This window comes from Streptomyces sp. NPDC046303 (assembly GCF_055588085.1).
Map to the genome: position 1 here is coordinate 206,162 of NZ_JBVJFA010000001.1, position 18,887 is coordinate 225,048.

Below are 18,887 nucleotides of genomic sequence, written 5' to 3' on the forward strand. Positions count from 1 at the left end.
GACATCCCCCGGGCCGCGGCCGTTCAGTCATCCGACTGTTGCGGCTCAGCCGAGGCGGGTGAGCCGGGTGCCGAACGAGGGCTCGGCGAGCTCGCCGCCGACCGCCACCGGCACGCTCCTGGCCCCCGCGCCCTCGCCCGCCGTCAGGACGGCGACCTCGGTGCCGGCCTTGGCGGTGTGCGGCAGCTCCGGGGCGCCGGCCGCGAGGGTGAGCTTCACCTGCTGGCCCGGGACACCGATCACGTTGAGGTCCTTGGCGGCGACCAGCGGCGTACGGCCGCCGAGCCCGTCGTCCACGTACCCGACGGTGTCGCCCTTGCGGACGACCGGCGCCGACGCCAGTGCCGACCGCACCGCCTCGATGATCTTCTTGCTGTTCGCCTTCACCAGCTCCAGGCTCTTCTCCGCGTTGAGGTCCGGGCCGTCCACGCGCTGCTCCATCAGCGTGCCGAGGATCAGCGGGGTCTCGTCGCCGACCGACTTGTACGCCGCCCACATCAGGGCCCCGCCGGCGGGCGTGCTGGAGCCCGTCTTGATGCCCCTGATGCTCAGGCCCGAGGCGGTGGTGAGCAGGTCGTTGTTGTTGACGAGCGGCTTGGGCAGCCCCTTGATCGTGGCGCTGGGCAAGGCGACGATCGCGCGGAACGCCTCGTCCTTCATGACCGCCTCGGCGAGCTTCAGCTGGTCGGTGGCGGTGCTGGTGGTGCCCGCGTCCAGCCCGCTGGGGTCGGTGTACGTCGTGTTCGTCATGCCGAGTTCCCTGGCGGCGGCGTTCATCTTCTCGACGAACGCGGCCTCGGAGTCGGTGCCGGTGTCCCAGCGGGCCAGCAGCCGGGCGACGTTGTTGCCCGACGGGATCATCAGCATCTTGAGCATGTCCTGCTGGCTGAACTCGCTCCCGACGGTGAGCCCGGTGATGCGGGACTCGTTCTCGGAGGTGCCGTCCGCCACGGTCTTCGCGTCGACCTTGATCGCGGGGCCGGGCTCCGTCTTCTTCAGCGGGTGGTTCTTGAGGATGACGTAGGCGGTCATCACCTTCGCGACGCTGGCCGTGGGGACGGGCTTCTGCTCGCCGAAGGTGCCGATGTCGCCGGAGCCGGCGACGCGGACCGCGCCCTGGCCCTTGGCGGGCCAGGGGATGGAGAACTGCCCGTCGACGGTGTGGCCGGTCGCGGCCGCGACGAGCTTCGGGGCGGGCAGGGGGCGCAGCAGCTGGGCGCCGGCGAACCCGCCGGCGAGGAGCAGCAGCACCGGGGTCCAGATCGCGACGCGGCGCAGGGCGGTGCGGCGCGGGGTCACGGGCGGGGGAGCGGTGTCGGTCAGCCCGGCGAGCAGCCCGAGCGGAGCCGGGGCCGCCGATGCGGGGGCCGGGACCGGGCGCGGGTTGGGCTCGGCGACGGGTGCCGGGGCCGGGGCCGGTGGCGGGGTGTCCAGGGGCTTGAGCGCGACGAACCGGCTCGTCCGCTCGGGCTCGACCTCGGCCGTGCCGGCGCCCGCCGCCCCCGCCCGCCCCACCTCGGCTCCGGCCGGTCCGTCGGTCTTGCCCTCCGCCCCGGCCCCAGCAGCAGCCGCGCCTTCGCCGTCAGACGCGACGGCGACCGCGCCGCCGGCGTCGGCCTCGCCGCGCACGGGGATGCCGTTGGTTACCCGGGCCCGGCCGTCGGCCAGGGCCGCGTTCCTGCCTTCGGCTTCGACGCCGGATTCGGCCCCGGCCCCGGCAGTGGGCTGCGCCCCGGTCCCTCTCTTGGCCGCAGCCCCGGTCTCGGCATCGGCCGTGGCCCCGGCCTCAGACCCGGCATTGGCCTTGGGACCGGCCCCGGCCTCAGACCGGGCGTCGGCCTGGGGCCCGGCCTCAGGCGCGCCATTGGCCTCGGGCCCGGCGTTGGCCTTGGGACCGGTCGTGTTCTCGGTCCGGGGCTTGGGCCCTGCCCCAGCGCTGGTCTCCGCCCCGGTCTCAGGCCCGGCCTCAGAGCCGGTCTTGGCCTCGGGCCCGGCGTTGGCCTTGGGACCGGTCGTGTTCTCGGTCCGGGTCTTGGGCTGTGCCCCGGTGCCGGTCTCCGCCCCGGTCTCAGAGCCGGTTTTGGCCTCGGGCCTGGCGTTGGCCTTGGGATCGGTGGCGTTCTCGGTCCCGGTCTTGGGCTGTGCCCCGGCGCCGGTTTCGGCCTCGGCCTCAGGTTCGGCCCCGGCCTCAGGCCCGGCATTGGCCTCGAGACCGGCGTCAGAGTCGGCGTTGGCCTTGGGACCGGCGTCAGAGCCGGCGTTGGCCTTGGGTCCGGCCTCGGAGCCGGCATCGGCCTTGGGGCCGGCCTCAGGGCCGGCAGTGGCCTTGGGGTCGGTCTCGTGGGCGGGTTTGGTCCTGGGGTCCGGCGGGGTCTTGGTTGCAGGGGCGGCCCCTGCGTCGGCTTCGGCCTCTGCTCGTACGTCCGGCTCGACCGAGGCATCGGCATCGGCTTCGGGCTCAGGCCCTGCCTCTGCTTCGGCCTGCGGCGCGGGGTCCTTCTCGGCTCGGGCTGCGGCCTCCGCCTCCGGTTCGGCCTCGGCCGCAGAGGCGGCCTCCGCCTCGGGGCCGGCGCCGGGCTGCGGCTCCGCTTCCGTCGGGGCCGGTACGGCCGGGCCGGGGCCCGGTGCCGAGGCCTTGGCCTGCTCGGCCTCCGGATCGTCCGGGGTACCGCCCGCCACCGTTGTCGCCTTCATCCCAGCCCCGCCTTGCCCCTCGGACCCGGCTCCCGCCGGTCTTGCCAACACGTCCGGCGCGGCCCACCGCGGGGCCGCGCCGGCTGGCTAGATGGCCTGGGAGGCCCGCGCGTTCCCCCGGGCCCAGCCTGTAACCGTTTGGTCATATTCCGCGCCGTGTTGACGAGGAGTCGGGCCGCCTACGCCCGGTGAGTACGGCTACTCATGACCGTGCCGGGGGAGCGGCCGACGATGGACCGGACACCACACCACCGCGCCATCCGAACGGGGCCGTCCATGCTCAGCCGATTCGCCGCCGCCGCCGTACCCGCCTTCGGAACGCTGACGGTCACCTCCGACCCCGGGGCGCGGCCCGCCGAGGGCGGCATCCTCGTCGCCAACCACACCTCCCTCGCCGATCCCGCGGTCGTGGTCGCCGCGCTCCGCCGGTACGGGATCGAGCCGGTCATCCTGGCCACCGGCGGCCTGTGGCGGGTGCCGCTGCTCGGGGCCGCGCTGCGGCGCGAAGGGCACATCGCCGTCCACCGCGGCACGCACCGCGCCGCCGACTCCCTCGACGCCGCGGCCGTCGCCCTCGCCGCGGGCCGCAGCGTGCTGCTCTACGGAGAAGGCGCGCTGCCCGGCCGCCGCGATGCGGGGGAGTCCGCACCGGGTCCCTTCCGCAGCGGCCTGGCCCGGCTCGCCGCCGCGACGGGCGCCCCGGTCGTACCCGTGGGCCAGGCCGGCGCGCGCCGGCTGTGCTCGGGCAGCCTCGCCAAGCAGCTCGCAGGAGCCCTGACCGCACCCGTGCGCAGGCCCGGCCTCCATGTGCACATCGGCGCGCCGCTCCACCTCCCCGACCGGGTGCCGGAGGCGACGGAGCAGGCCCGCCAGGCGGTCACCGCCGCATGGCGCACCGCGGCGCTCTTCCTGGGCGAGCCCGTCAGCGGGTGGTGTGCGGCAGCAGCACCTGGGCCGCGGCCCGGCGGTCGGCGTCCGTGTCGATGAAGGACACCATCAGGGGGCTGCTGCCCACCGGCCCGCCCGCGGTCGCCCGCAGCCGGTAGCGCTCCACGCGGACGCCGTCGCGGGCGAGCGCAGCTCCGCCGGTGTAGACCGACTCGGGCATGCGGTCGTTGGCGACGCGCAGCTCGGCAGCGCGCCAGGTGCCCGAGGCCGCGTCGAAGCGTTCCAGAACGAAGCCCGGCCCGATGGCCGGCGGGCCACCCGGTTCGCCCACGAGGGCCTCCATCTGGAACGCGACCAGCAGATGCCGGTATGCGGTGGAGTTTCCGTTCCGCAGAGTGACGGTGAACTCCTGGGCGGCGCCGCCCCGTACGAGCGCGAGCCCGCCGCCCCGGGTGTCGACCGCCACCCGCAGCGGGGTCGGGCTCACCGGCGGCGGAGTGGCGCGCACCGTGGCAGGGGCCGGGACCGGCGGTGCGGACGCGGACCCCGGCACCGGCGACGTGGCTGAGGCGGACGGGGAAGCAGGGGTGCTCGCCGTGGCCGACGCGTCCGCCGAGGCCGAGGCCGAGGCCGGGGCGGATCCGGAGGAGGAGGCGGCGGCCGGGGTCCTGCCGTCGTTGTCCCCGCATCCGGTCAGGCCGGTGAGGCTCGCCAGCAGCACGGCGGCCGCGGCCGCCGCGGTGAGGGCTCGGCGGCGTTCGGCGGATGGGGGCATGCGAATCGGTTCTCCTCCGGTGGGCTGAGGGAGGAACGTAACAAGCACGCGCCGGTCGGACGAGGCCGGCCGGGCATCGGGGCGGCGACGGTTCGGTCACGAGCCCGACGCCGGGTCCGAGGTCGATGATTCGCGCCGCCCCCGCCGATGTGTCGGAATGGGAGGGACCGCTGCCGGCGGGCGGAAGGAGTGGCTACCCCATGAAGTACATGCTGATGGTGCTCGGCAAGCAGGCCGATTACGACGCCATGGCGGGCAAGGCGGGCGGTGACGGCCCGGCCTGGTCGGCGGCCGACCTCAAGGCGATGTTCGACCACATGGGAGCGCTGAACGACGAGCTGGCCGCGTCGGGCGAGTGGGTCGACGCCCAGGGGCTGGCCGAACCGCGCCAGGCCCGCCTGGTGACCGCCGGGGCCGACGGCACGCCGCACGTGTCGGACGTGCCGTACGGGGAGACCAGCGCGGTCATCGCCGGGTACTGGATCGTCGACGTCCCCGACTTCGCCCGGGCCGCCGAGATCGCCGCGCGCGCTTACGCCTGCCCGTTGCCCGAGGGGGCGCCGAACTATCCCGTCGTGGTCCACCCGGTGGGCGAAGCCCCGGAGACGGAGCCGGGGAAGGCGGCGGACACCGGGTCCTGATCCCGGACGTTCGCCGTCCGCATCCCGGACGGCGGTCACCGTTGTCAGTGGCACCGCCTATTCTTGATCATGTGAGCCCCACCCCTGACGACACGGCCCCCGAACGTCCCCTCGCCGAGATCAACGCCGACATCCGCGGCCTCTTCGCCCGCGCCGAAGGCCGCCTGTCCGACACCGAGCGGGTGCGGCACGCGATGCTCCTCGCGGAGTGGGCCGCGGCGATACGCGCCTCTGTAGTACCCGCCGCCTAGCCCGCGCCCCTCCGAATCAACGTTCGGCCTGGCGGGCGGAGACCGCCGGGCTGGTCGTCCGCCGGCACCAGTAGACTTGCAGAGTTATGCAATGTGCAGTTCTGGCTGCGGTGAAAGGGTGGGCTGTGGCGTCGGACCAGGAGAAGTGGAAGGAGAAGGGCGTCGCCCTGCGCGCCTTCTTCTACATCTTCGGCACGCACGTGTTCGCCGGGTTCATCTGGCTGCTGTTCTACCTGGGCCAGCACGCCCAGAAGTGAGCTCCCCGCCCGCCGCGCCACATGACCGTGCTCGCTCCCCGGCCCCGCCGGGCGTCGTTCAGGCGGGGCGGCTGGCCCGAAGGGCGGCCAGCAGTTCGGCCTGGCCCTCCAGGACGCCGGAGAGGATGTCGCGGGCGACCCGCAGGAGCTCGGCGATCCGCGGGTGGGTGAGGCTGTAGTACACGTTCGAGCCCTCCCGGCGGGTGACCACCAGATTCGCCTTGCGCAGGACGGCCAACTGCTGGGAGAGGCTCGCAGCCTCCACCCCGACCACGGGCAACATCTCGGCGACGGCGTGTTCGCGTACGGACAGGAGTTCCAGGACGCGGATGCGGACCGGGTGTCCCAGCGTTTTGAAGAACTCCGCCTTCAGCTGGTACAGCGGTGTGCTCACCTGGGTCCCCCTGCCGTGACTGCCCATCTCATCCACCTGAGCCATTCCTTCACAGGGGCCGTTCGCCCCTCCTCACACACCTTGTGACCTCAACAATTGCAGATCCCTGCAACTCGCGTGACCGGTGGGCGGCCTCCGTGACGTCCGGATGGCCGCCGCACGCTCACCGGTCCGCCCCGTCACCGTGCGGGCCCGGAAGCGCCCGCCGCGAGGTCCCGCAGCCGGCGCTTGTCCGGCTTGCCCCGGGCGGTCAGCGGGATCGCGGGCTCCCAGAACACCGCGGTCGGCCGGTGCGCCCGGGACAGCTCCCGTTCCACCAGGTCACAGGCCTCGTCCGCAATCGCGTCGCTCGGCTCGCACCCCGGCGCCGCCACCAGGAAGGCGCATACCTCCTCGCCGGTGAGATCGCTGTGCCGGCCCACCACCACCGCCTCGGCCACGGCGGGATGCCGGGCGAGCGCGGCCTCCACCGGCACGCAGTAGACGTTGTCCCCGTCGACCATCACCACGTCCTTGACGCGGTCGTCGAGGTACAGGTAGCCGTCCGCGCCGAGGTGCCCGAGGTCCCCCGTCCGCAGCCAGCCGTCACGCATCGCCGACGCCGTCAGATCGGGCCGCCCCCAGTACCCGGCCATCATCGCCCCCGACCGCATCCAGACCTCCCCCGTGCTGCCGGCGGCCAGGGCGGTGCCGTCCGCCCCGCGCACCTCGACCTCCACCCCGGCCACGGGCCGCCCCACGGAGGCCAGCAGCTCCGGCTGGCCGGCCACCGCCGCGGCGTGGTCCGCGGGAGTGAGGCGGCAGATCACCGCGGCCTCGTTCATGCCGTAGCCCTGCTGCCACCGTCCGCCCCAGCGGGTCACCGCCTCGCGCAGCCGGGCGGGGAGAATGGGCGAATCCCCGTACGACACCGCCTCCAGCCCCGGGATCCCCGCGGCGGTCGCGGGATCGTCGAGCAGCCGGTACACCATCGAGGTCGTCAGGTACGTCGACACCCGCCCCAGCCGCTTGCAGGCGGCGGCGAACTCCCGGGGCGTGAACGGGTCGAGGACCTCCACCCGCCCCCCGGCCCGCAGCTGCTCCAGGGAACGCCCGCCGGAGCGCTGCGCCAGCGAGGTGACCGACAGGTAGACGGGCTCCGCCCAGTCCGCCGCCCGTACGGTGTTGCGCGCGGCCATCGCCCCGAAGGTGGAGGCCACCCCCTTGGGCAGTCCCGTCGTACCGCCCGTGTACGTCACCCGGGCCACGTCCTCCTCCCGCGCGCGTACGTCCATCGGCACCGGTTCGCGGCCCGCGGCGGCGTGCAGCACCTCCTCCAGTCCCCTCCGGGGCGTGCCCGTGCGGGGCACGGGGGTGTCGTGGAGCACCAGGTCGGGCCGGCAGTCGCGCAGGATGAACTCCAGCCCGTACAGCGCCGGTCCGGCGACGACCTGGGTCAGCCGCGCACCGAGCAGGTGCGCGGCCAGCCGCACCAGCAGGACCTCGGGCCGGTTCCGGCCCGCCACACAGGCCAGCCCCGATCCGCGCCCGACCCCGGCCTCCGCGAGCACCCCGGCCAGCCGGTAGGTGTCCGCCAGGACGTCCGCGTACGACATGACCGCGTGCCCGGCACCGATGGCGGGCCGGTCCGCGTACCGCTCCAACGCGCCCGTCAATTCAGTGACATACCGTGCGGCCACCCTGCTCAACCTGCCTCTCCTGGCCCCGTCCGGGGGGCTGATCGGGTGAACTCGCGCAACCTGCGGTGCGGCCGAACGTTGATCAAGGCGCTCACCACCGTGCACTCGTGCAAGAGAAGGACCTCATGATGATCAAGAAGATTATGACCGCTGCCGCTGTCACCGCCGCCGCGATCGGCGCCGGCGCCGCTGCCGCTGCCCCGGCCATGGCCATTGGCAACGACAACGGCGTCAACACCGTCAACGGCAACGGTGCCTCGCAGGTCTACGGCAACCAGAAGACCCACGGTGACCTGAGCCCGCAGCTCGGCCTGGTTCAGGGCACGCTGAACAAGCCCTGCATCGGTCTGCCGGCGAAGGTCAACGCCCAGTCGATCCTTGCCGCGCTCAACATCGGTGTCCAGGACATCAACGTCCTGTCCAACCCGATGAACCAGCAGTGCACCGAGAACTCCACCCAGGCCAAGGGTGACGAGCCGCTCTCGCACATCCTCAGCAACATCCCGATCCTGTCGGGCAACCTCTCGGCCGGCAGCTGACGCCGTTCCCCTTGCGAGCCGGGGCCTCCGACGCCCGCGCGAGTGCCCACGGGGCCCCGGCTTGTTCCACCCGGATCCGCGGATCCGGAATTTCCACAGGCGTGCGGCGGCCCCGAGACCGCCGGACGGGCACCGGTCCTCACGTCACAGAGCCTCTCGCCGACCGGGCGAGAGGCTCTCTGGCGTGAAGGGCCTGTCAGAAGGGCATCGTCGGCAGGTACTTGCCGCGACGCGGGGCCCACGTACGTGCACCACGCGCGCGACGCGCTACGCGACCTGGCGGCCGCCGAGCGGGCCGCACCTGCCGGGCACCGCCGCGGCCCCGCTGTTCACGGAGACCCTCGGCCCGGTCACGGCCGGCGGCGCCGGTGGGAGCGACCCGCCCGCCGGCGGGGCACTAGGGGGTGTCTGACGGAGGTCCGTGGTGAAGGAGCGGTGTCCGGTGCGTGCTCTCGGCGTGCCGGCCGGATGCCCGCGTACTGGACGTACTTGGGCTTTCGGCCGGTGCGGCGAGAGTGCGTGCCGGGCATCGCGACGCCGCGGACCTCCGTCAGACACCCCCTAGTCACCAACGACCATCCGCACCTGCGGCCCGTCCCGCTTGGCCCGCCCTCCCGCCGCGCACGGTCGCGCTGCTGCGCCGGGAGGGCGCGTACGAGAGCGCGGCGGCCCGCGCCTTCACCGGACCGGTCCGGCGCCTGGTGCAGGCCCGGGGCTACCGCCCCGCGTAGCCGCGGGCCCGCGGGCCGGGTGCTCTGGCGGGGCGCTGGCCGTGCGCCCGGGGGCGCCCGGCGCTAGCGTCGGGACATGAGCACCGAGCCGCAGCGCTTCGAGATCCTGTTGGTACCCGAGCACGTCAAGAACCGGACCGGCGCCCCCCAGGCGGACCACCCCCTGCGGTCGGCGGTCGTCGCGGCGACCGGCAAGAAGGGAGCCTCCGGTTACCCGCACTATGTCGGGGAGGGAATGGAGGCCGACATCGACCCCGCCACCCGCACGGTCGAGGCCGTACTCGTCGACGGCGCCGAGCTGGACCCCGGAATGACGGCCCTGATCGCCCCCGAGACGGGGAAGGGCGGCAAGGGGCCGGCCGGACGGCGGAAGTAGGGCCCGCCGGCGCAGCCGGGCGGCCCCCGCCGGACCGGCGGGGGAGGAACCCGGTTCAGGAGCCGTCGGCGAACACCGCGTAGACGTCGCGCCGGCCCGCGTACTCGCTCAGGTTCCAGATCACGGACTCGCGGTAGGCCCAGTCGGTGGCGGTCCCGCTGTGGAAGCTGAGGTCCTCGCTGCCGACACCCAGGCGGACGACGGTGGAGGGTACGTCGGTGCCCGAAACGACCGTCTTCAGGTAGCCGTTGGAGGACGGGCCGTTGCTCTGCGACAGGTAGTGCCTGCTCTGGCGGGAGACCACGCCCTGGATCTTGCCCTGCTTGACCGTGACGGCCTCGGTGGCCGTGGTGGAGGCGAGCGCGCGGGTCGTGTAGTTCAGCGGCCAGCGGACGACCTTGGGGAGGTCCACCTTCGTGCCGTTGCCGTTCCAGCCGGTCCCCGAGTAGTCCACCACGGGGCTGGTGAGGCTGGTCGCGTACTCGCTCACGGTGAGGCTGTCCGGGCTGGAGGCGCGGTCGAGGCCGATCGCCGAGAAGCGCAGCAGCGTGCCGGTGTTGTCGTAGGCGCCGCACTGCGGAAGGACGAAGCGGTAGTCGTAGGCGTGGTAACTGCCGTCGGCCTGCCGCCCGCAGGCGTCCGGGAGGCCGGTGCTGACCTCGAAGATGCTGTCCATGTCGAAGACCCGCAGGCCCTTGTAGGTGTCCACGACGTACAGCCGGTTGCCGTACCACATGATGCCGCCGGCGTGCTTGCGGACCGGCTCGTAGGTGAAGGTGCCGCCGGCCCCGCGGACCGGCTCCACCAGCAGTACGTGCCGGTAGACCGGAGCGGCGGCCGAGGTGTAGTCGACGAAGCTGACGCGGATGCCCTTGTCGAGGGGGAAGTCGTCGGTGCCGTTGTCGTCGGGGTCGGTCTCGAAGTACCAGGAGACCAGGACCACTCGCTTGCCGCCCGCGGGCCACAGGCCGGCGCCGAGCGCGTCCGCGCTGGTGGTGATGCCCTGCGGGATCCACTCGACCGCGTCCTGGTCGCCCGTGTTCCAGGTGAAGCCGTGCGAGAAGCCGCCCACCCCCGCGGGGGCCGACGAGAGGCGGGTCGCCTCGCGGTTGGCGACGGCCAGTACGTCGGATATCTGTGCGCGGGGCAGTCGCTGTGCCAGACCCGCGAGGTGATCCGCGAACGGACCGGAGGCGTTGGAGGTCCGCTCGGCGAGGGTAAACTGGCCGGGGGTGAGGGTGGCCGCCTCGGCCGTGGCGGGCGCGAGGGCGGCGCCGGCCGCGGTGGCGAACGGAGCGGCGGCCATTCCCTTGATGATCGTCCTGCGTGACATGCTCATGGGGCGAGAATCTAGATCGCCCGAATGCACCCGTGCAAACCTCCCCAACCGGCGAGCACCGCAGCAGAGCTGAGGACGCGTTACCGCGGGCCCCTGAGCCGTGAGCCGGACCCGGCCCCGTCCGGCGCGTGCGCGGACGGGGCCGGGCCGACGCGGGCGGGCGGTGCTCAGTGGAACAGCATGGAGGCGTCCCCGGCCGCGGTGTTGACCGACCCCGGACAGAGGAAGCTGCCCGAGGTCTTGGTGGCCGTGAACGCCCGGTTGGTGTACTTGCGGGTGGTCCCGCTCCGGTCCCACACGAGGTTCGTCGCCTTGTACCGGCAGGAGATGAAGCTCTGCTGGCCCGTGATGTCGATGGCGTCCGTCCTGGCCACGGCGGCGGCGTCGTCGAAGGTGAAGGCGGGGTTGTTGTTGAGGGTGGCGGTGATGCCGCCGTTGCAGGTGAGATTGCCGCCGGGCTTGTTGATCGTGGTGCGGTCGACGGTGAGGGCGCTCGGCGGGACGGCGCTGGTGCTCGCGTTGGTCCAGGTGCAGGTGTTGCCGGCGACCACGATGACCCCGTCCACCTTCTGGTCGGCAGCGGGTCCCGCCGCGATCGCCGCCGAGGTGCCGACGACGGTTGCCGCGATCGCCAGTGCGGCGAGTCCTGTGAGCGTGGGGATGTGCCTCATGTCGCTCCTCCTTGCCACGTCCTTGTGGGGGTGATGCGAGAGCCCGGAGGCCTCGCGGGAGTGCGTCACGGAGAGTGGCACAAGGACCTTGAATTGTCAGGTGCAGCTCAACTACTGGCTTGAAGCCGACCCTTGGGCTGCGAATGAACGTATTGAGCATCTCGATCGATAGCTCAAGGAAAGTGCCCGTCTGTTTGATTGTTATGTGCGTTCACCCTTGACTGTGATCGGTTTCGGACAAACGATGGGGGCCGCTCACCCCACTCCTTCCGTACGAGGCCCCGTAGGAGCCGTGCCATGTCGCGCACTTCACGTTCGTTCCGCATCGCCGCCGCCACCGCCTCCCTCGCCGCCCTGGGACTTCTGGCCACCGCCTGCGGCGATGGCAACGGCGACGGTTCCGGCAAGGCCGCGGGCGGCGGTACCGCCGCGCAGCCGGTGGAGATCACGTACTGGTCCTGGATGCCGGGCACGAAGCAGACGGCCGAGGCGTTCAACGCGAGCCACGACACCATCAAGGTCAAGTTCGCGGAGGTGCCCGCGGGCCTGGCCGGCGGCTACGACAAGCTCGCCGCGGCGGTGAAGGCCGGCAACGGTCCCGACGTCATGAACATCGAGTACCAGGCGGTCCCCGATCTCGTCACCCAGGGGCTGCTCGCCGACTCCTCCAAGCTCCTCGGACCCACCGTCAAGAAGCAGCCCGAGCAGGTCCAGGCCCTCGTCACCCTCGGCGGCAAGCAGTGGGCCGCTCCCTTCGACGTGGCGCCGCAGATGCTCTACTACCGCAAGGACCTCTTCGAGCAGCACAAGATCGCCGTCCCCACGACCTGGGCGGAGTTCAGAACGGCCGCCGAGGAGATCAAGAAGGCCGACCCCGAGGCGCGCATCACGTCCTTCTGGGGCGACGAGTCGGCGACCTGGGCGGGCCTGGCCCAGCAGGCCGGTGCCACGTGGTACGGCACCGAGGGCGACGCCTGGAAGGTGAACATCAACGACGCCGCCACCAAGAAGGTCGCCGCCTACTGGGGCGACCTCGTCAAGAACGACCTGGTCTTCCACCACAAGGCGTGGAGCCCCGAGTCGACCAAGGCGGCCTCCGAGAACAAGGTGTACACCCGCCTCGGCGCCTCCTGGAGCGCGGGCAGCCTGAAGACCGAGCAGGCCAAGCAGGAGGGCAAGTGGGCCTCCGTCGCCCTCCCCGGCTGGGGTGACGGCAAGATCGGCATGGTCGGTGGCTCCTCCTTCGCCGTCATCAAGGACAGCAAGAAGGCCGAGGCCGCCGCCGAGTTCATCAAGTGGGCCACCACGAGCCCCGAGGCCGTCAAGGCCCGGCTGAGCCTCGGCACCTCCAGCGCCCTGCCCGCCGACGAGACGCTCCGCGAGACGGCGAAGGCCTCCTTCGACACCACGTTCTACGGCGGCCAGGACATCTACGCCACCGCCTCCGCGCAGGTCCCCCACATAGCCACCGGCTGGGTCTGGAGCCCGGTCCACAACGCGACCTCGGTCGAGCTCGTCGCCGCCCTGGCCAAGGCCCAGGACGGCAACTTCGCCGCCGCCTTCGACACGGCGCAGGCCACGGCCGAGAAGCTGATCAACGACCGCGGTCTGAAGCTCGCCAAGTAGGCCGCCCGCCGGACCCGGCGCGCGCGCACCGCGCCGCCGGGCCCGCCCCTCGCGACAAGCCCCGTCCCGCGCCCGTCCCTCGCGACAAGCCCCATCCCCCGCCCGTCCTTCCCCGGCCCCGGAGGTGCCCCGGTGGCAGCACCACTCGCCCCCAGCAGCACGCGGCGCTCAGGCCGCGGCCGGCGCGGTCAACGCACCGCCGCCGCCCTGCTCATCGGACCGTTCGTCCTGCTCTTCCTCGCCGTCATGGTCGTGCCCATCGGGTACGCCGCCTACCTGAGCCTCTTCCGCGAGCAGTCCTCCGGCCTCGGCTTCGGCGGCACGCAGACCCTCTTCAGCGGTGCCGACAACTACGTCCGCGCCCTGACCGCCCCCGCCCTGCAGAAGGGCTTCCTCAACATCGCGGCGTACTGCGCCGTCTACATCCCCGTCATGATCGGCGGGGCCCTGGCCCTCGCCCTGCTCATCGACTCGTCCCTGGCCCGCGCCAAGCGGTTCTTCCAGCTCGCGGCGTTCCTGCCGCACGCGGTACCCGGTCTGATCGCCGCGATCATCTGGGTGTTCCTCTACACCCCGGGCCTCAGCCCCGTGCACCAGTTCCTCGACTGGGCCGGCGCCCGGGTGGACTTCTTCGGCGACGACGCCATCCTCTTCTCGATGGCCAACGCCACCGCCTGGCAGTGGATCGGCTACAACATGGTGATCTTCTACGCGGCCCTGCAGGCGATCCCCCGCGAAACGCTGGAGGCCGCCACCGTCGACGGATCCGGCCCCCTCCGCACCGCCCTGTCCGTCAAACTCCCCATGATCCGCTCCTCGGTGGTCCTCACCACCCTCTTCACCTGCATCGGCGCCATCCAGCTGTTCACCGAGCCGGAGACCTTCCGCTACGACGCCACCGCCCTGTCGCCCGAGTGGTCCCCGACGATGTTCATCTACCAGGCCGCCTTCTCCAAGCACGACTACGGCATCGCCGCCGCGGCCTCCCTCATCCTGGCCCTGCTCGGCGCCCTCCTGTCCTTCGTCGTCACCAGGCTCGGAAACCGCTGGAAGGAAGCATGAGCACCCTCACCGCGGACAAGACCACGCCCCCAGCGCCCGGCCGCACCCGCACCCGCAGCCGCCGCCACCCGCACCCGCCCCGCCGCCCGCGCACCGGCGGCCGCATCCTCGCCTCGAAAGCCGCGGTCAACGGCCTCCTCGTCCTGACCGCCCTCTACACCCTGATGCCGCTCACCTGGCTGCTGTTCGCCGCGACCAAGAACAACGCGGACCTTTTCGGCAAGCCCGGCTTCACCCTCGGCGACTTCAGCCTGTTCGCGAACCTCGGCGACCTGTTCACGTACGGCGACGGCATCTTCGGACGCTGGCTGCTCAACAGCTTCGTCTACTCGGTCCTCGGGTCGCTCGCCTCGACCCTGCTGAGCCTCGCCGCCGGCTACGCCTTCGACACCTACGACTTCCGCGGCAAGGAGAAGCTGTACGGCTTCATCCTCCTCGGCCTGCTGGTCCCCGCCACCGTCATCTCCCTGCCCATGTACCTGCTCGCCTCCAAGGCCGGCATCATCAACAGCTACTGGGCGATCCTGATCCCCGGCCTGGTCAGCCCGTTCGGCGTCTACCTCTCCCGGATCTTCTCCGAGGGCTACGTCCCCGACGAGACGCTGGAGGCCGCCCGCATGGACGGCGCCGGCGAACTGCGCATCTTCGGCTCCGTCGCCCTGCCCATGCTCGCGCCCGCCTTCGTCACCGTCTTCCTCTTCTCCTTCACCGGCAGCTGGAACAGCTTCTTCCTCCCGCTGGTCATGCTCAACGACCACGCGCTCTACCCGGTGGGCCTCGGCCTGTTCAACTGGAACGCCACCCTGAGCCAGTACCCCGAGCAGTACGCCCTGCTCATCACCGGCTCCCTGGTCTCCGTCCTGCCGCTCGCCGCTGCCTTCCTCTGCCTCCAGCGCTTCTGGCGCTCGGGCCTGACCGCGGGCGCGGTGAAGTGACCGTGACCACCACCGCACCCGTCCACGAACAAGGGCGCCCTGAGGCGGGAAGGCCTCCGCGCACCCTGCTGGCCATGGGCGCCACCATCCACCGCACCCTCCTCGAATCCGCCGCGCTCGAGCGGCTGCCCCGCATCGCCGACACCGACACCGCGCTGCTCGTCACCGACTACCGGGCCGCCGACCCGCACCTGCTCGCCCGCACCGAGGTCCTGTTCACCCACTGGGGCTCCCCGCTCCTCGACGAGGACGCGCTGCGCCGGATGCCCGCGCTCACAGCCGTCGTCCACGCCGCCGGATCCGTCAAACACCACATCACCCCGGCCGTCTGGGAACGGGGCATCACCGTCTCCTCCGCCGCGGACGCCAACGCCCGGCCCGTCGCCGAGTTCACCCTCGCCGCCATCCTGTTCGCGAACAAGCGGGTCCTGGAGAGCGCCCGCCGCTACCGCCGGGAGCGGGCGGCGTACGCACTCCTGCCCTGGTTCGCCGGACACGGCAACTACCGGCGCACCGTGGGCATCGTCGGTGCCTCGCGCATCGGCCGCCGCGTCATCGAACTGCTGCGCCCCTTCGACCTCGACGTGCTGCTGTACGACCCGTACGTGGACCCGGCGGAGGCCGCCGCCCTCGGCGTGCGCCCGCTCCCGCTGGACGAACTCGTCCAGCGCAGCGACGTGGTCTCCATCCACGCACCCGAACTCCCCGAAACGCGCCACATGTTCGACGCCGCCCTCCTGGGCCGGCTCGCCGACGGCGCCACCCTCGTCAACACCGCCCGCGGCTCCCTCGTCGACACCGACGCCCTCGTCACCGAACTGCGGACCGGCCGCATCCACGCCGTCATCGACGTCACCGACCCCGAAGAGCCCCCCGCGCAATCGCCCCTCTACACCCTTCCCAACGTGCTCCTCACCCCGCACATCGCGGGCTCCCTCGGCAACGAGCTGACCCGTATGGCGCACTGGGCGATCGACGAGGTGGAACGCTACGCACAGGGCCGGCCCTTCGCCCACGGCGTCGGCCCGGAGGAACTGCTGCGTTCCGCGTGACCCGGCCACCGCCCCGGCCACGACACCCCGGAGGAGAACGGCCGGCACCGGCCGCCTCGCACCCGAACCGGACTCCGGCCGAACCGCACACCACGGCATCGGCACGGCCTCGTGCGGCCCGGGTCCGCTGCCGGAACACGAGCTGCACGCACGGCCGACGACGCTGCGGCCCGGCTTCGCGCGGGCTGGACGGCGCTCAGGCGCTCAGGCCGCGAAGTCCCGGGCGAAGCCCTCGCGGAAGCCGGGCCGCGCCACCGCCCCCTCGAAGGCGCGGGCGGCGCGGTCGAGGGCGGCCTCGTTCTCCTGGGCGGCGGCGAGTTCGGCCAGGTAGGCCCGCAGGCTCAGTCCACGGGCCGCGGCCAGCGCGGCGAGGCGGTCGTGGACGTCGGTGTCGACCTCGACTGTGGTGGTGTCAGCCATGGTCCGAGTATGCGCCGTCCGCGACGCCGACGGGGGAGGTTACGGCTTCGCCCACCGGGCAGTCGAACGGGTGTGGCGGGAAGGCCCCGCCGTCCGCCCCACCGGAGGAGCTGTTTCGCGTGACGGAGCATGTGTGGACTTTCCGTTCGACCTCGGGCCACCTGGCCGGTACCGATCTGACGGGCTACACGGTCGAGGCGACGGACGGCCGCATCGGAAAGGTCGACCAGCACAACGACGAGGCCGGCGACGCCTATCTGGTGGTCGACACCGGCCTGTGGATCTTCGGCAAGGAGGTGCTCGTTCCGGCGGGCGCGGTGACCCGCGTCGACCCGGACAGCCGGACCGTGTACGTGGACGGGACCAAGGAACAGATCAAGGCCGCCCCGGAGTTCCACCGGGAGCACCACCTCGGCGACCCGGGCTACCGCGAGGTGCTGGTCACGTACTGGGGCTTCGCGGGCCCGTTCGGCGGCCCCTTCGGCGGAAACCGCGTCTAGGGGGTCCGGAAGGGTTCACCGGGTTCGAGCAGGTTCTCGCGCAGGGCGGCGACGAGGGTGTCGTCCGCGCCCAGCAGGTCTGCCGCGTAGGCCCGTACGGATCCGTGCTCGCGGGTCAGGGCGGCGAGGAACAGGCGCATCACCTCGGGGGGCGCCTGCCCGAACCCCGGCCAGGCGGGCTCCTGGCCGGGGTGTTCCGCCCGCCAGTCCGCGAGCAGCCGGCCCGTCGCGAGCCCGGTGAGGGCGAAGTCCTCGACGACGACCTCCTCGGAAACCCCCAGCAGGGTCAGGACCAGCGCCGCCAGCAGCCCGGTGCGGTCCTTGCCGGACGCGCAGTGGAAGGCCACCGGACCTTCCTGGCCGGCGATCACCTCCAGGGCCCGGCGCAGTTCGCCGACGCCGTCGTGGGCGACTTCCACGTACCGCTCGGCGAGGTAGGGGCCGGTCTCGACGTCCGGGCCGAGGGCCGCCTGGTCGTAGGGGCGGTGCTCGATGCTGAGGTGGTGGTAGGCGAATGACGGATGCTCGGGCACCCGCCCCTTCGCGTCGATCTCCCACGAGTACCGCAGATCGATGACCGCCTCGACGCCGAGCTCCAGGAAGCGCTCCCAGTCCCGGCCCCGCAGCTTGCCCAGGGAGTCCGACCGGAACAGCCGGCCCCAGCGCACCGTCCGGCCGTCCGCGGTCGGATGGCCGCCCAGGTCACGGAAGTTGTGCAGCCGCTCGAAAGCTATGTGTCTGTCCACGGACAGGACCCTATGCCGTGCCCGTTCTGCTCCTTCAGCCCGCCCACCGCCCCGTCAGGAAGGTGACGGCGACCGTGGTGCCCAGCGGGGCCACGACGCACACGTACCCCGTCAGCACCTGGGGGCGGCGCAGGCTCCACGAGGCCAGCCCGATCCAGAGCGGCCACCACAGCAGCGTCGAACGGGGAACCGAGGTGTACCAGTACGAGGTGCCCAGGGCCCACAGGGTGAGGCCGATGTAGAGGGCCTCGGGCCAGCTGCGGGCCCGTACGAGCAGGATCACGAGGGCCACCCCGGCCGGCACGGCCAGCAGTTCGGCCTGCCACATCAGGGCGTACCCGGTGGGGTGGAGGTGGTGGAAGGCGGCGTCCCAGGTGTGGGACCAGGCGTCCCACGGCGCGTGGAAGTCTCGGTACCAGCCGCGTTCCTGGGCGTGCTTCCAGGCCATCCAGTCGCCGGTGCGCGCCTCCAGGTACCAGCTGTACAGCACGGGGGAGAGGGCCGGGAGGCACAGCCAGGGGGCCGCGCGCCAGTCCCGGCGGCCCCGGACGGTCAGCACGAAGTGCAGGACGAGCGCGGCCACGAGGAACAGCCCGGTGACGCGTACCGCGCAGGCGAGGCAGGACAGGACCGCGGCCGCCGGCCAGTTCCGGCGCTGGGCGGCCAGCCAGGCGGGCAGCGCCAGGGCCAGGAACAGCGCCTCGGTGTATCCGGCGGCGAGGAACACCGCGCACGGCGAGAACAGGAAGAACAGCACGGTACGCCGCCCTGCGTCCGGGGCGGGCAGCCGGCGGCGGGCGAGGCGGGCCAGGGCCAGGACGGCGATGCCGCCCGCGACGAAGGAGATCAGGGCTCCGGCCGCGGCCCAGTGCGGGACCACCGCGTGCACGGCGCGCAGGGCGAGGGGGAAGCCGGGGAGGAACGCCTCCCGGTTGTCCCAGCCGGCCGTCCAGGGACCGGCCCCGCCGGGGAAGTAGCCGTCCCTGGCGATGTGCAGGTAGTGCCACCAGTCCCACTGCTGCCACGGGGACAGGAACGCGGCGGGCTCGCGGGCCTGGCCGTCGGAGGGGAACAGCCAGCGGACGGCTCCCGCCGTGCTCCACAGGCCGACGCGGGTCAGCAGGTAGAGCCACAGCACCTCCCGGTCCGCACGGCCGGGGCGCCAGGCGAACACCGGGCGCCAGGCGAACACTTGGCGGCGGGCGGCGTACCCGCGGGGGGCCTCGGCGGGCCGGGGCGGGGCGGAAACGGACATGGGCGGATCTCCTGCTCGGCTGAAGGCGTGCGGAAGCGCCGGCCGTGGTTCCGGGC

At 72.6% G+C, this 18,887-nt stretch carries 20 protein-coding genes; 11 read left to right on the plus strand and 9 right to left on the minus strand.

The window, feature by feature from the left end; translation table 11 throughout:
- Positions 1–45 precede the first annotated feature (45 nt).
- A complete protein-coding gene (locus tag ACZ6I1_RS00925; RefSeq protein ID WP_469281668.1) occupies positions 46–2,694 on the minus strand; it encodes a D-alanyl-D-alanine carboxypeptidase family protein in 2,649 nt (882 codons plus the stop codon).
- Positions 2,695–2,970: 276 nt separating this feature from the next.
- Here ACZ6I1_RS00925 and ACZ6I1_RS00930 point away from each other — a divergent pair, with 276 nt between their 5' ends.
- Entirely contained in the window at positions 2,971–3,681 is a 711-nt protein-coding gene (locus ACZ6I1_RS00930; RefSeq protein WP_469281670.1) for a lysophospholipid acyltransferase family protein, read from the plus strand.
- Here the strand turns inward: ACZ6I1_RS00930 and ACZ6I1_RS00935 are convergent.
- On the minus strand, positions 3,617–4,357 hold the full coding sequence (locus ACZ6I1_RS00935; protein WP_469281672.1) for a hypothetical protein: 741 nt from the start codon (positions 4,355–4,357) through the stop codon (positions 3,617–3,619). The genes ACZ6I1_RS00930 and ACZ6I1_RS00935 overlap by 65 nt on opposite strands.
- Positions 4,358–4,557: 200 nt before the next feature.
- Here ACZ6I1_RS00935 and ACZ6I1_RS00940 point away from each other — a divergent pair, with 200 nt between their 5' ends.
- The 3 genes from ACZ6I1_RS00940 (at position 4,558) to ACZ6I1_RS00950 (ending at position 5,506) form a co-directional block, all read left to right on the plus strand.
- Entirely contained in the window at positions 4,558–4,998 is a 441-nt protein-coding gene (locus ACZ6I1_RS00940; protein ID WP_469281675.1) for a YciI family protein, read from the plus strand.
- Positions 4,999–5,069: 71 nt separating this feature from the next.
- Positions 5,070–5,249: a hypothetical protein gene (locus ACZ6I1_RS00945; RefSeq protein ID WP_469281677.1), complete on the plus strand. Its 180-nt coding sequence runs from the start codon at positions 5,070–5,072 to the stop codon at positions 5,247–5,249.
- A 125-nt stretch (positions 5,250–5,374) separates the two neighbouring features.
- Positions 5,375–5,506 (plus strand): DUF6126 family protein, encoded by a 132-nt coding sequence (locus ACZ6I1_RS00950; protein ID WP_469281679.1) that lies wholly within the window; start codon positions 5,375–5,377, stop codon positions 5,504–5,506.
- A gap of 58 nt (positions 5,507–5,564) precedes the next feature.
- On the opposite strand, the gene ACZ6I1_RS00955 is transcribed toward ACZ6I1_RS00950, so the two are convergent.
- Positions 5,565–5,900, minus strand: coding sequence for an ArsR/SmtB family transcription factor (locus tag ACZ6I1_RS00955; RefSeq protein ID WP_469281681.1), 336 nt, complete (start codon positions 5,898–5,900; stop codon positions 5,565–5,567).
- Between the two features lie 179 nt (positions 5,901–6,079).
- A complete protein-coding gene (locus ACZ6I1_RS00960) occupies positions 6,080–7,555 on the minus strand; it encodes a class I adenylate-forming enzyme family protein (protein ID WP_469281682.1) in 1,476 nt (491 codons plus the stop codon).
- A 152-nt stretch (positions 7,556–7,707) separates the two neighbouring features.
- On the opposite strand from ACZ6I1_RS00960, the gene ACZ6I1_RS00965 reads away from it, so the two are divergent.
- The gene (locus ACZ6I1_RS00965; protein ID WP_469282005.1) at positions 7,708–8,118 is read left to right on the plus strand and encodes a rodlin; all 411 of its coding nucleotides are present in this window, start codon (positions 7,708–7,710) and stop codon (positions 8,116–8,118) included.
- Positions 8,119–8,925: 807 nt separating this feature from the next.
- Entirely contained in the window at positions 8,926–9,225 is a 300-nt protein-coding gene (locus tag ACZ6I1_RS00970; RefSeq protein WP_469281684.1) for a hypothetical protein, read from the plus strand.
- Positions 9,226–9,280: 55 nt separating this feature from the next.
- Here ACZ6I1_RS00970 and ACZ6I1_RS00975 read toward each other — a convergent pair whose 3' ends face one another.
- Positions 9,281–10,564, minus strand: a complete 1,284-nt coding sequence (locus ACZ6I1_RS00975) for a hypothetical protein (RefSeq protein ID WP_469281686.1) — start codon at positions 10,562–10,564, stop codon at positions 9,281–9,283.
- 167 nt (positions 10,565–10,731) lie between these two features.
- Positions 10,732–11,235 carry a hypothetical protein gene (locus ACZ6I1_RS00980; RefSeq protein WP_469281688.1) on the minus strand — a complete coding sequence of 168 codons (504 nt, stop codon included), beginning with the start codon at positions 11,233–11,235 and terminating at the stop codon, positions 10,732–10,734.
- 297 nt (positions 11,236–11,532) lie between these two features.
- Between ACZ6I1_RS00980 and ACZ6I1_RS00985 the strand changes: the two genes are divergently transcribed.
- The 4 genes from ACZ6I1_RS00985 to ACZ6I1_RS01000 all read left to right on the plus strand — a co-directional run bounded on the left by ACZ6I1_RS00985 (position 11,533) and on the right by ACZ6I1_RS01000 (position 15,910).
- Positions 11,533–12,861: an ABC transporter substrate-binding protein gene (locus tag ACZ6I1_RS00985; protein WP_469281690.1), complete on the plus strand. Its 1,329-nt coding sequence runs from the start codon at positions 11,533–11,535 to the stop codon at positions 12,859–12,861.
- A 246-nt stretch (positions 12,862–13,107) separates the two neighbouring features.
- Positions 13,108–13,923 carry a carbohydrate ABC transporter permease gene (locus ACZ6I1_RS00990; protein ID WP_469282006.1) on the plus strand — a complete coding sequence of 272 codons (816 nt, stop codon included), beginning with the start codon at positions 13,108–13,110 and terminating at the stop codon, positions 13,921–13,923.
- Positions 13,920–14,858, plus strand: a complete 939-nt coding sequence (locus ACZ6I1_RS00995; RefSeq protein ID WP_469281691.1) for a carbohydrate ABC transporter permease — start codon at positions 13,920–13,922, stop codon at positions 14,856–14,858. The genes ACZ6I1_RS00990 and ACZ6I1_RS00995 overlap by 4 nt, the downstream gene beginning before the upstream one ends.
- A 74-nt stretch (positions 14,859–14,932) precedes the next feature.
- Positions 14,933–15,910, plus strand: coding sequence for a hydroxyacid dehydrogenase (locus ACZ6I1_RS01000; RefSeq protein WP_469282007.1), 978 nt, complete (start codon positions 14,933–14,935; stop codon positions 15,908–15,910).
- A gap of 204 nt (positions 15,911–16,114) precedes the next feature.
- Here ACZ6I1_RS01000 and ACZ6I1_RS01005 read toward each other — a convergent pair whose 3' ends face one another.
- Positions 16,115–16,330, minus strand: coding sequence for an antitoxin MazE7 (locus tag ACZ6I1_RS01005; protein ID WP_469281693.1), 216 nt, complete (start codon positions 16,328–16,330; stop codon positions 16,115–16,117).
- Positions 16,331–16,449: 119 nt separating this feature from the next.
- Here ACZ6I1_RS01005 and ACZ6I1_RS01010 point away from each other — a divergent pair, with 119 nt between their 5' ends.
- Positions 16,450–16,830, plus strand: a complete 381-nt coding sequence (locus ACZ6I1_RS01010; protein WP_469281695.1) for a PRC-barrel domain-containing protein — start codon at positions 16,450–16,452, stop codon at positions 16,828–16,830.
- Here ACZ6I1_RS01010 and ACZ6I1_RS01015 read toward each other — a convergent pair.
- Entirely contained in the window at positions 16,827–17,576 is a 750-nt protein-coding gene (locus tag ACZ6I1_RS01015) for a tyrosine-protein phosphatase (RefSeq protein ID WP_469281697.1), read from the minus strand. The two genes, ACZ6I1_RS01010 and ACZ6I1_RS01015, sit on opposite strands and share 4 nt — an antisense overlap.
- Positions 17,577–17,610: 34 nt before the next feature.
- Positions 17,611–18,831 (minus strand): mannosyltransferase family protein, encoded by a 1,221-nt coding sequence (locus ACZ6I1_RS01020; RefSeq protein ID WP_469281699.1) that lies wholly within the window; start codon positions 18,829–18,831, stop codon positions 17,611–17,613.
- Positions 18,832–18,887: the final 56 nt, after the last annotated feature.

Bases quoted from the DNA above. Each gene is read 5' to 3' on its own strand.
- ACZ6I1_RS00925 (WP_469281668.1), bottom strand. From the start codon at position 2,694: ATGAAGGCGACAACGGTGGCGGGCGGTACCCCGGACGATCCGGAGGCC.
- ACZ6I1_RS00930 (WP_469281670.1), top strand. From the start codon at position 2,971: ATGCTCAGCCGATTCGCCGCCGCCGCCGTACCCGCCTTCGGAACGCTG.
- ACZ6I1_RS00935 (WP_469281672.1), bottom strand. From the start codon at position 4,357: ATGCCCCCATCCGCCGAACGCCGCCGAGCCCTCACCGCGGCGGCCGCG.
- ACZ6I1_RS00940 (WP_469281675.1), top strand. From the start codon at position 4,558: ATGAAGTACATGCTGATGGTGCTCGGCAAGCAGGCCGATTACGACGCC.
- ACZ6I1_RS00965 (WP_469282005.1), top strand. From the start codon at position 7,708: ATGATCAAGAAGATTATGACCGCTGCCGCTGTCACCGCCGCCGCGATC.
- ACZ6I1_RS00970 (WP_469281684.1), top strand. From the start codon at position 8,926: ATGAGCACCGAGCCGCAGCGCTTCGAGATCCTGTTGGTACCCGAGCAC.
- ACZ6I1_RS00975 (WP_469281686.1), bottom strand. From the start codon at position 10,564: ATGAGCATGTCACGCAGGACGATCATCAAGGGAATGGCCGCCGCTCCG.
- ACZ6I1_RS00980 (WP_469281688.1), bottom strand. From the start codon at position 11,235: ATGAGGCACATCCCCACGCTCACAGGACTCGCCGCACTGGCGATCGCG.
- ACZ6I1_RS00985 (WP_469281690.1), top strand. From the start codon at position 11,533: ATGTCGCGCACTTCACGTTCGTTCCGCATCGCCGCCGCCACCGCCTCC.
- ACZ6I1_RS00990 (WP_469282006.1), top strand. From the start codon at position 13,108: ATGGTCGTGCCCATCGGGTACGCCGCCTACCTGAGCCTCTTCCGCGAG.
- ACZ6I1_RS00995 (WP_469281691.1), top strand. From the start codon at position 13,920: ATGAGCACCCTCACCGCGGACAAGACCACGCCCCCAGCGCCCGGCCGC.
- ACZ6I1_RS01000 (WP_469282007.1), top strand. From the start codon at position 14,933: ATGGGCGCCACCATCCACCGCACCCTCCTCGAATCCGCCGCGCTCGAG.
- ACZ6I1_RS01005 (WP_469281693.1), bottom strand. From the start codon at position 16,330: ATGGCTGACACCACCACAGTCGAGGTCGACACCGACGTCCACGACCGC.
- ACZ6I1_RS01020 (WP_469281699.1), bottom strand. From the start codon at position 18,831: ATGTCCGTTTCCGCCCCGCCCCGGCCCGCCGAGGCCCCCCGCGGGTAC.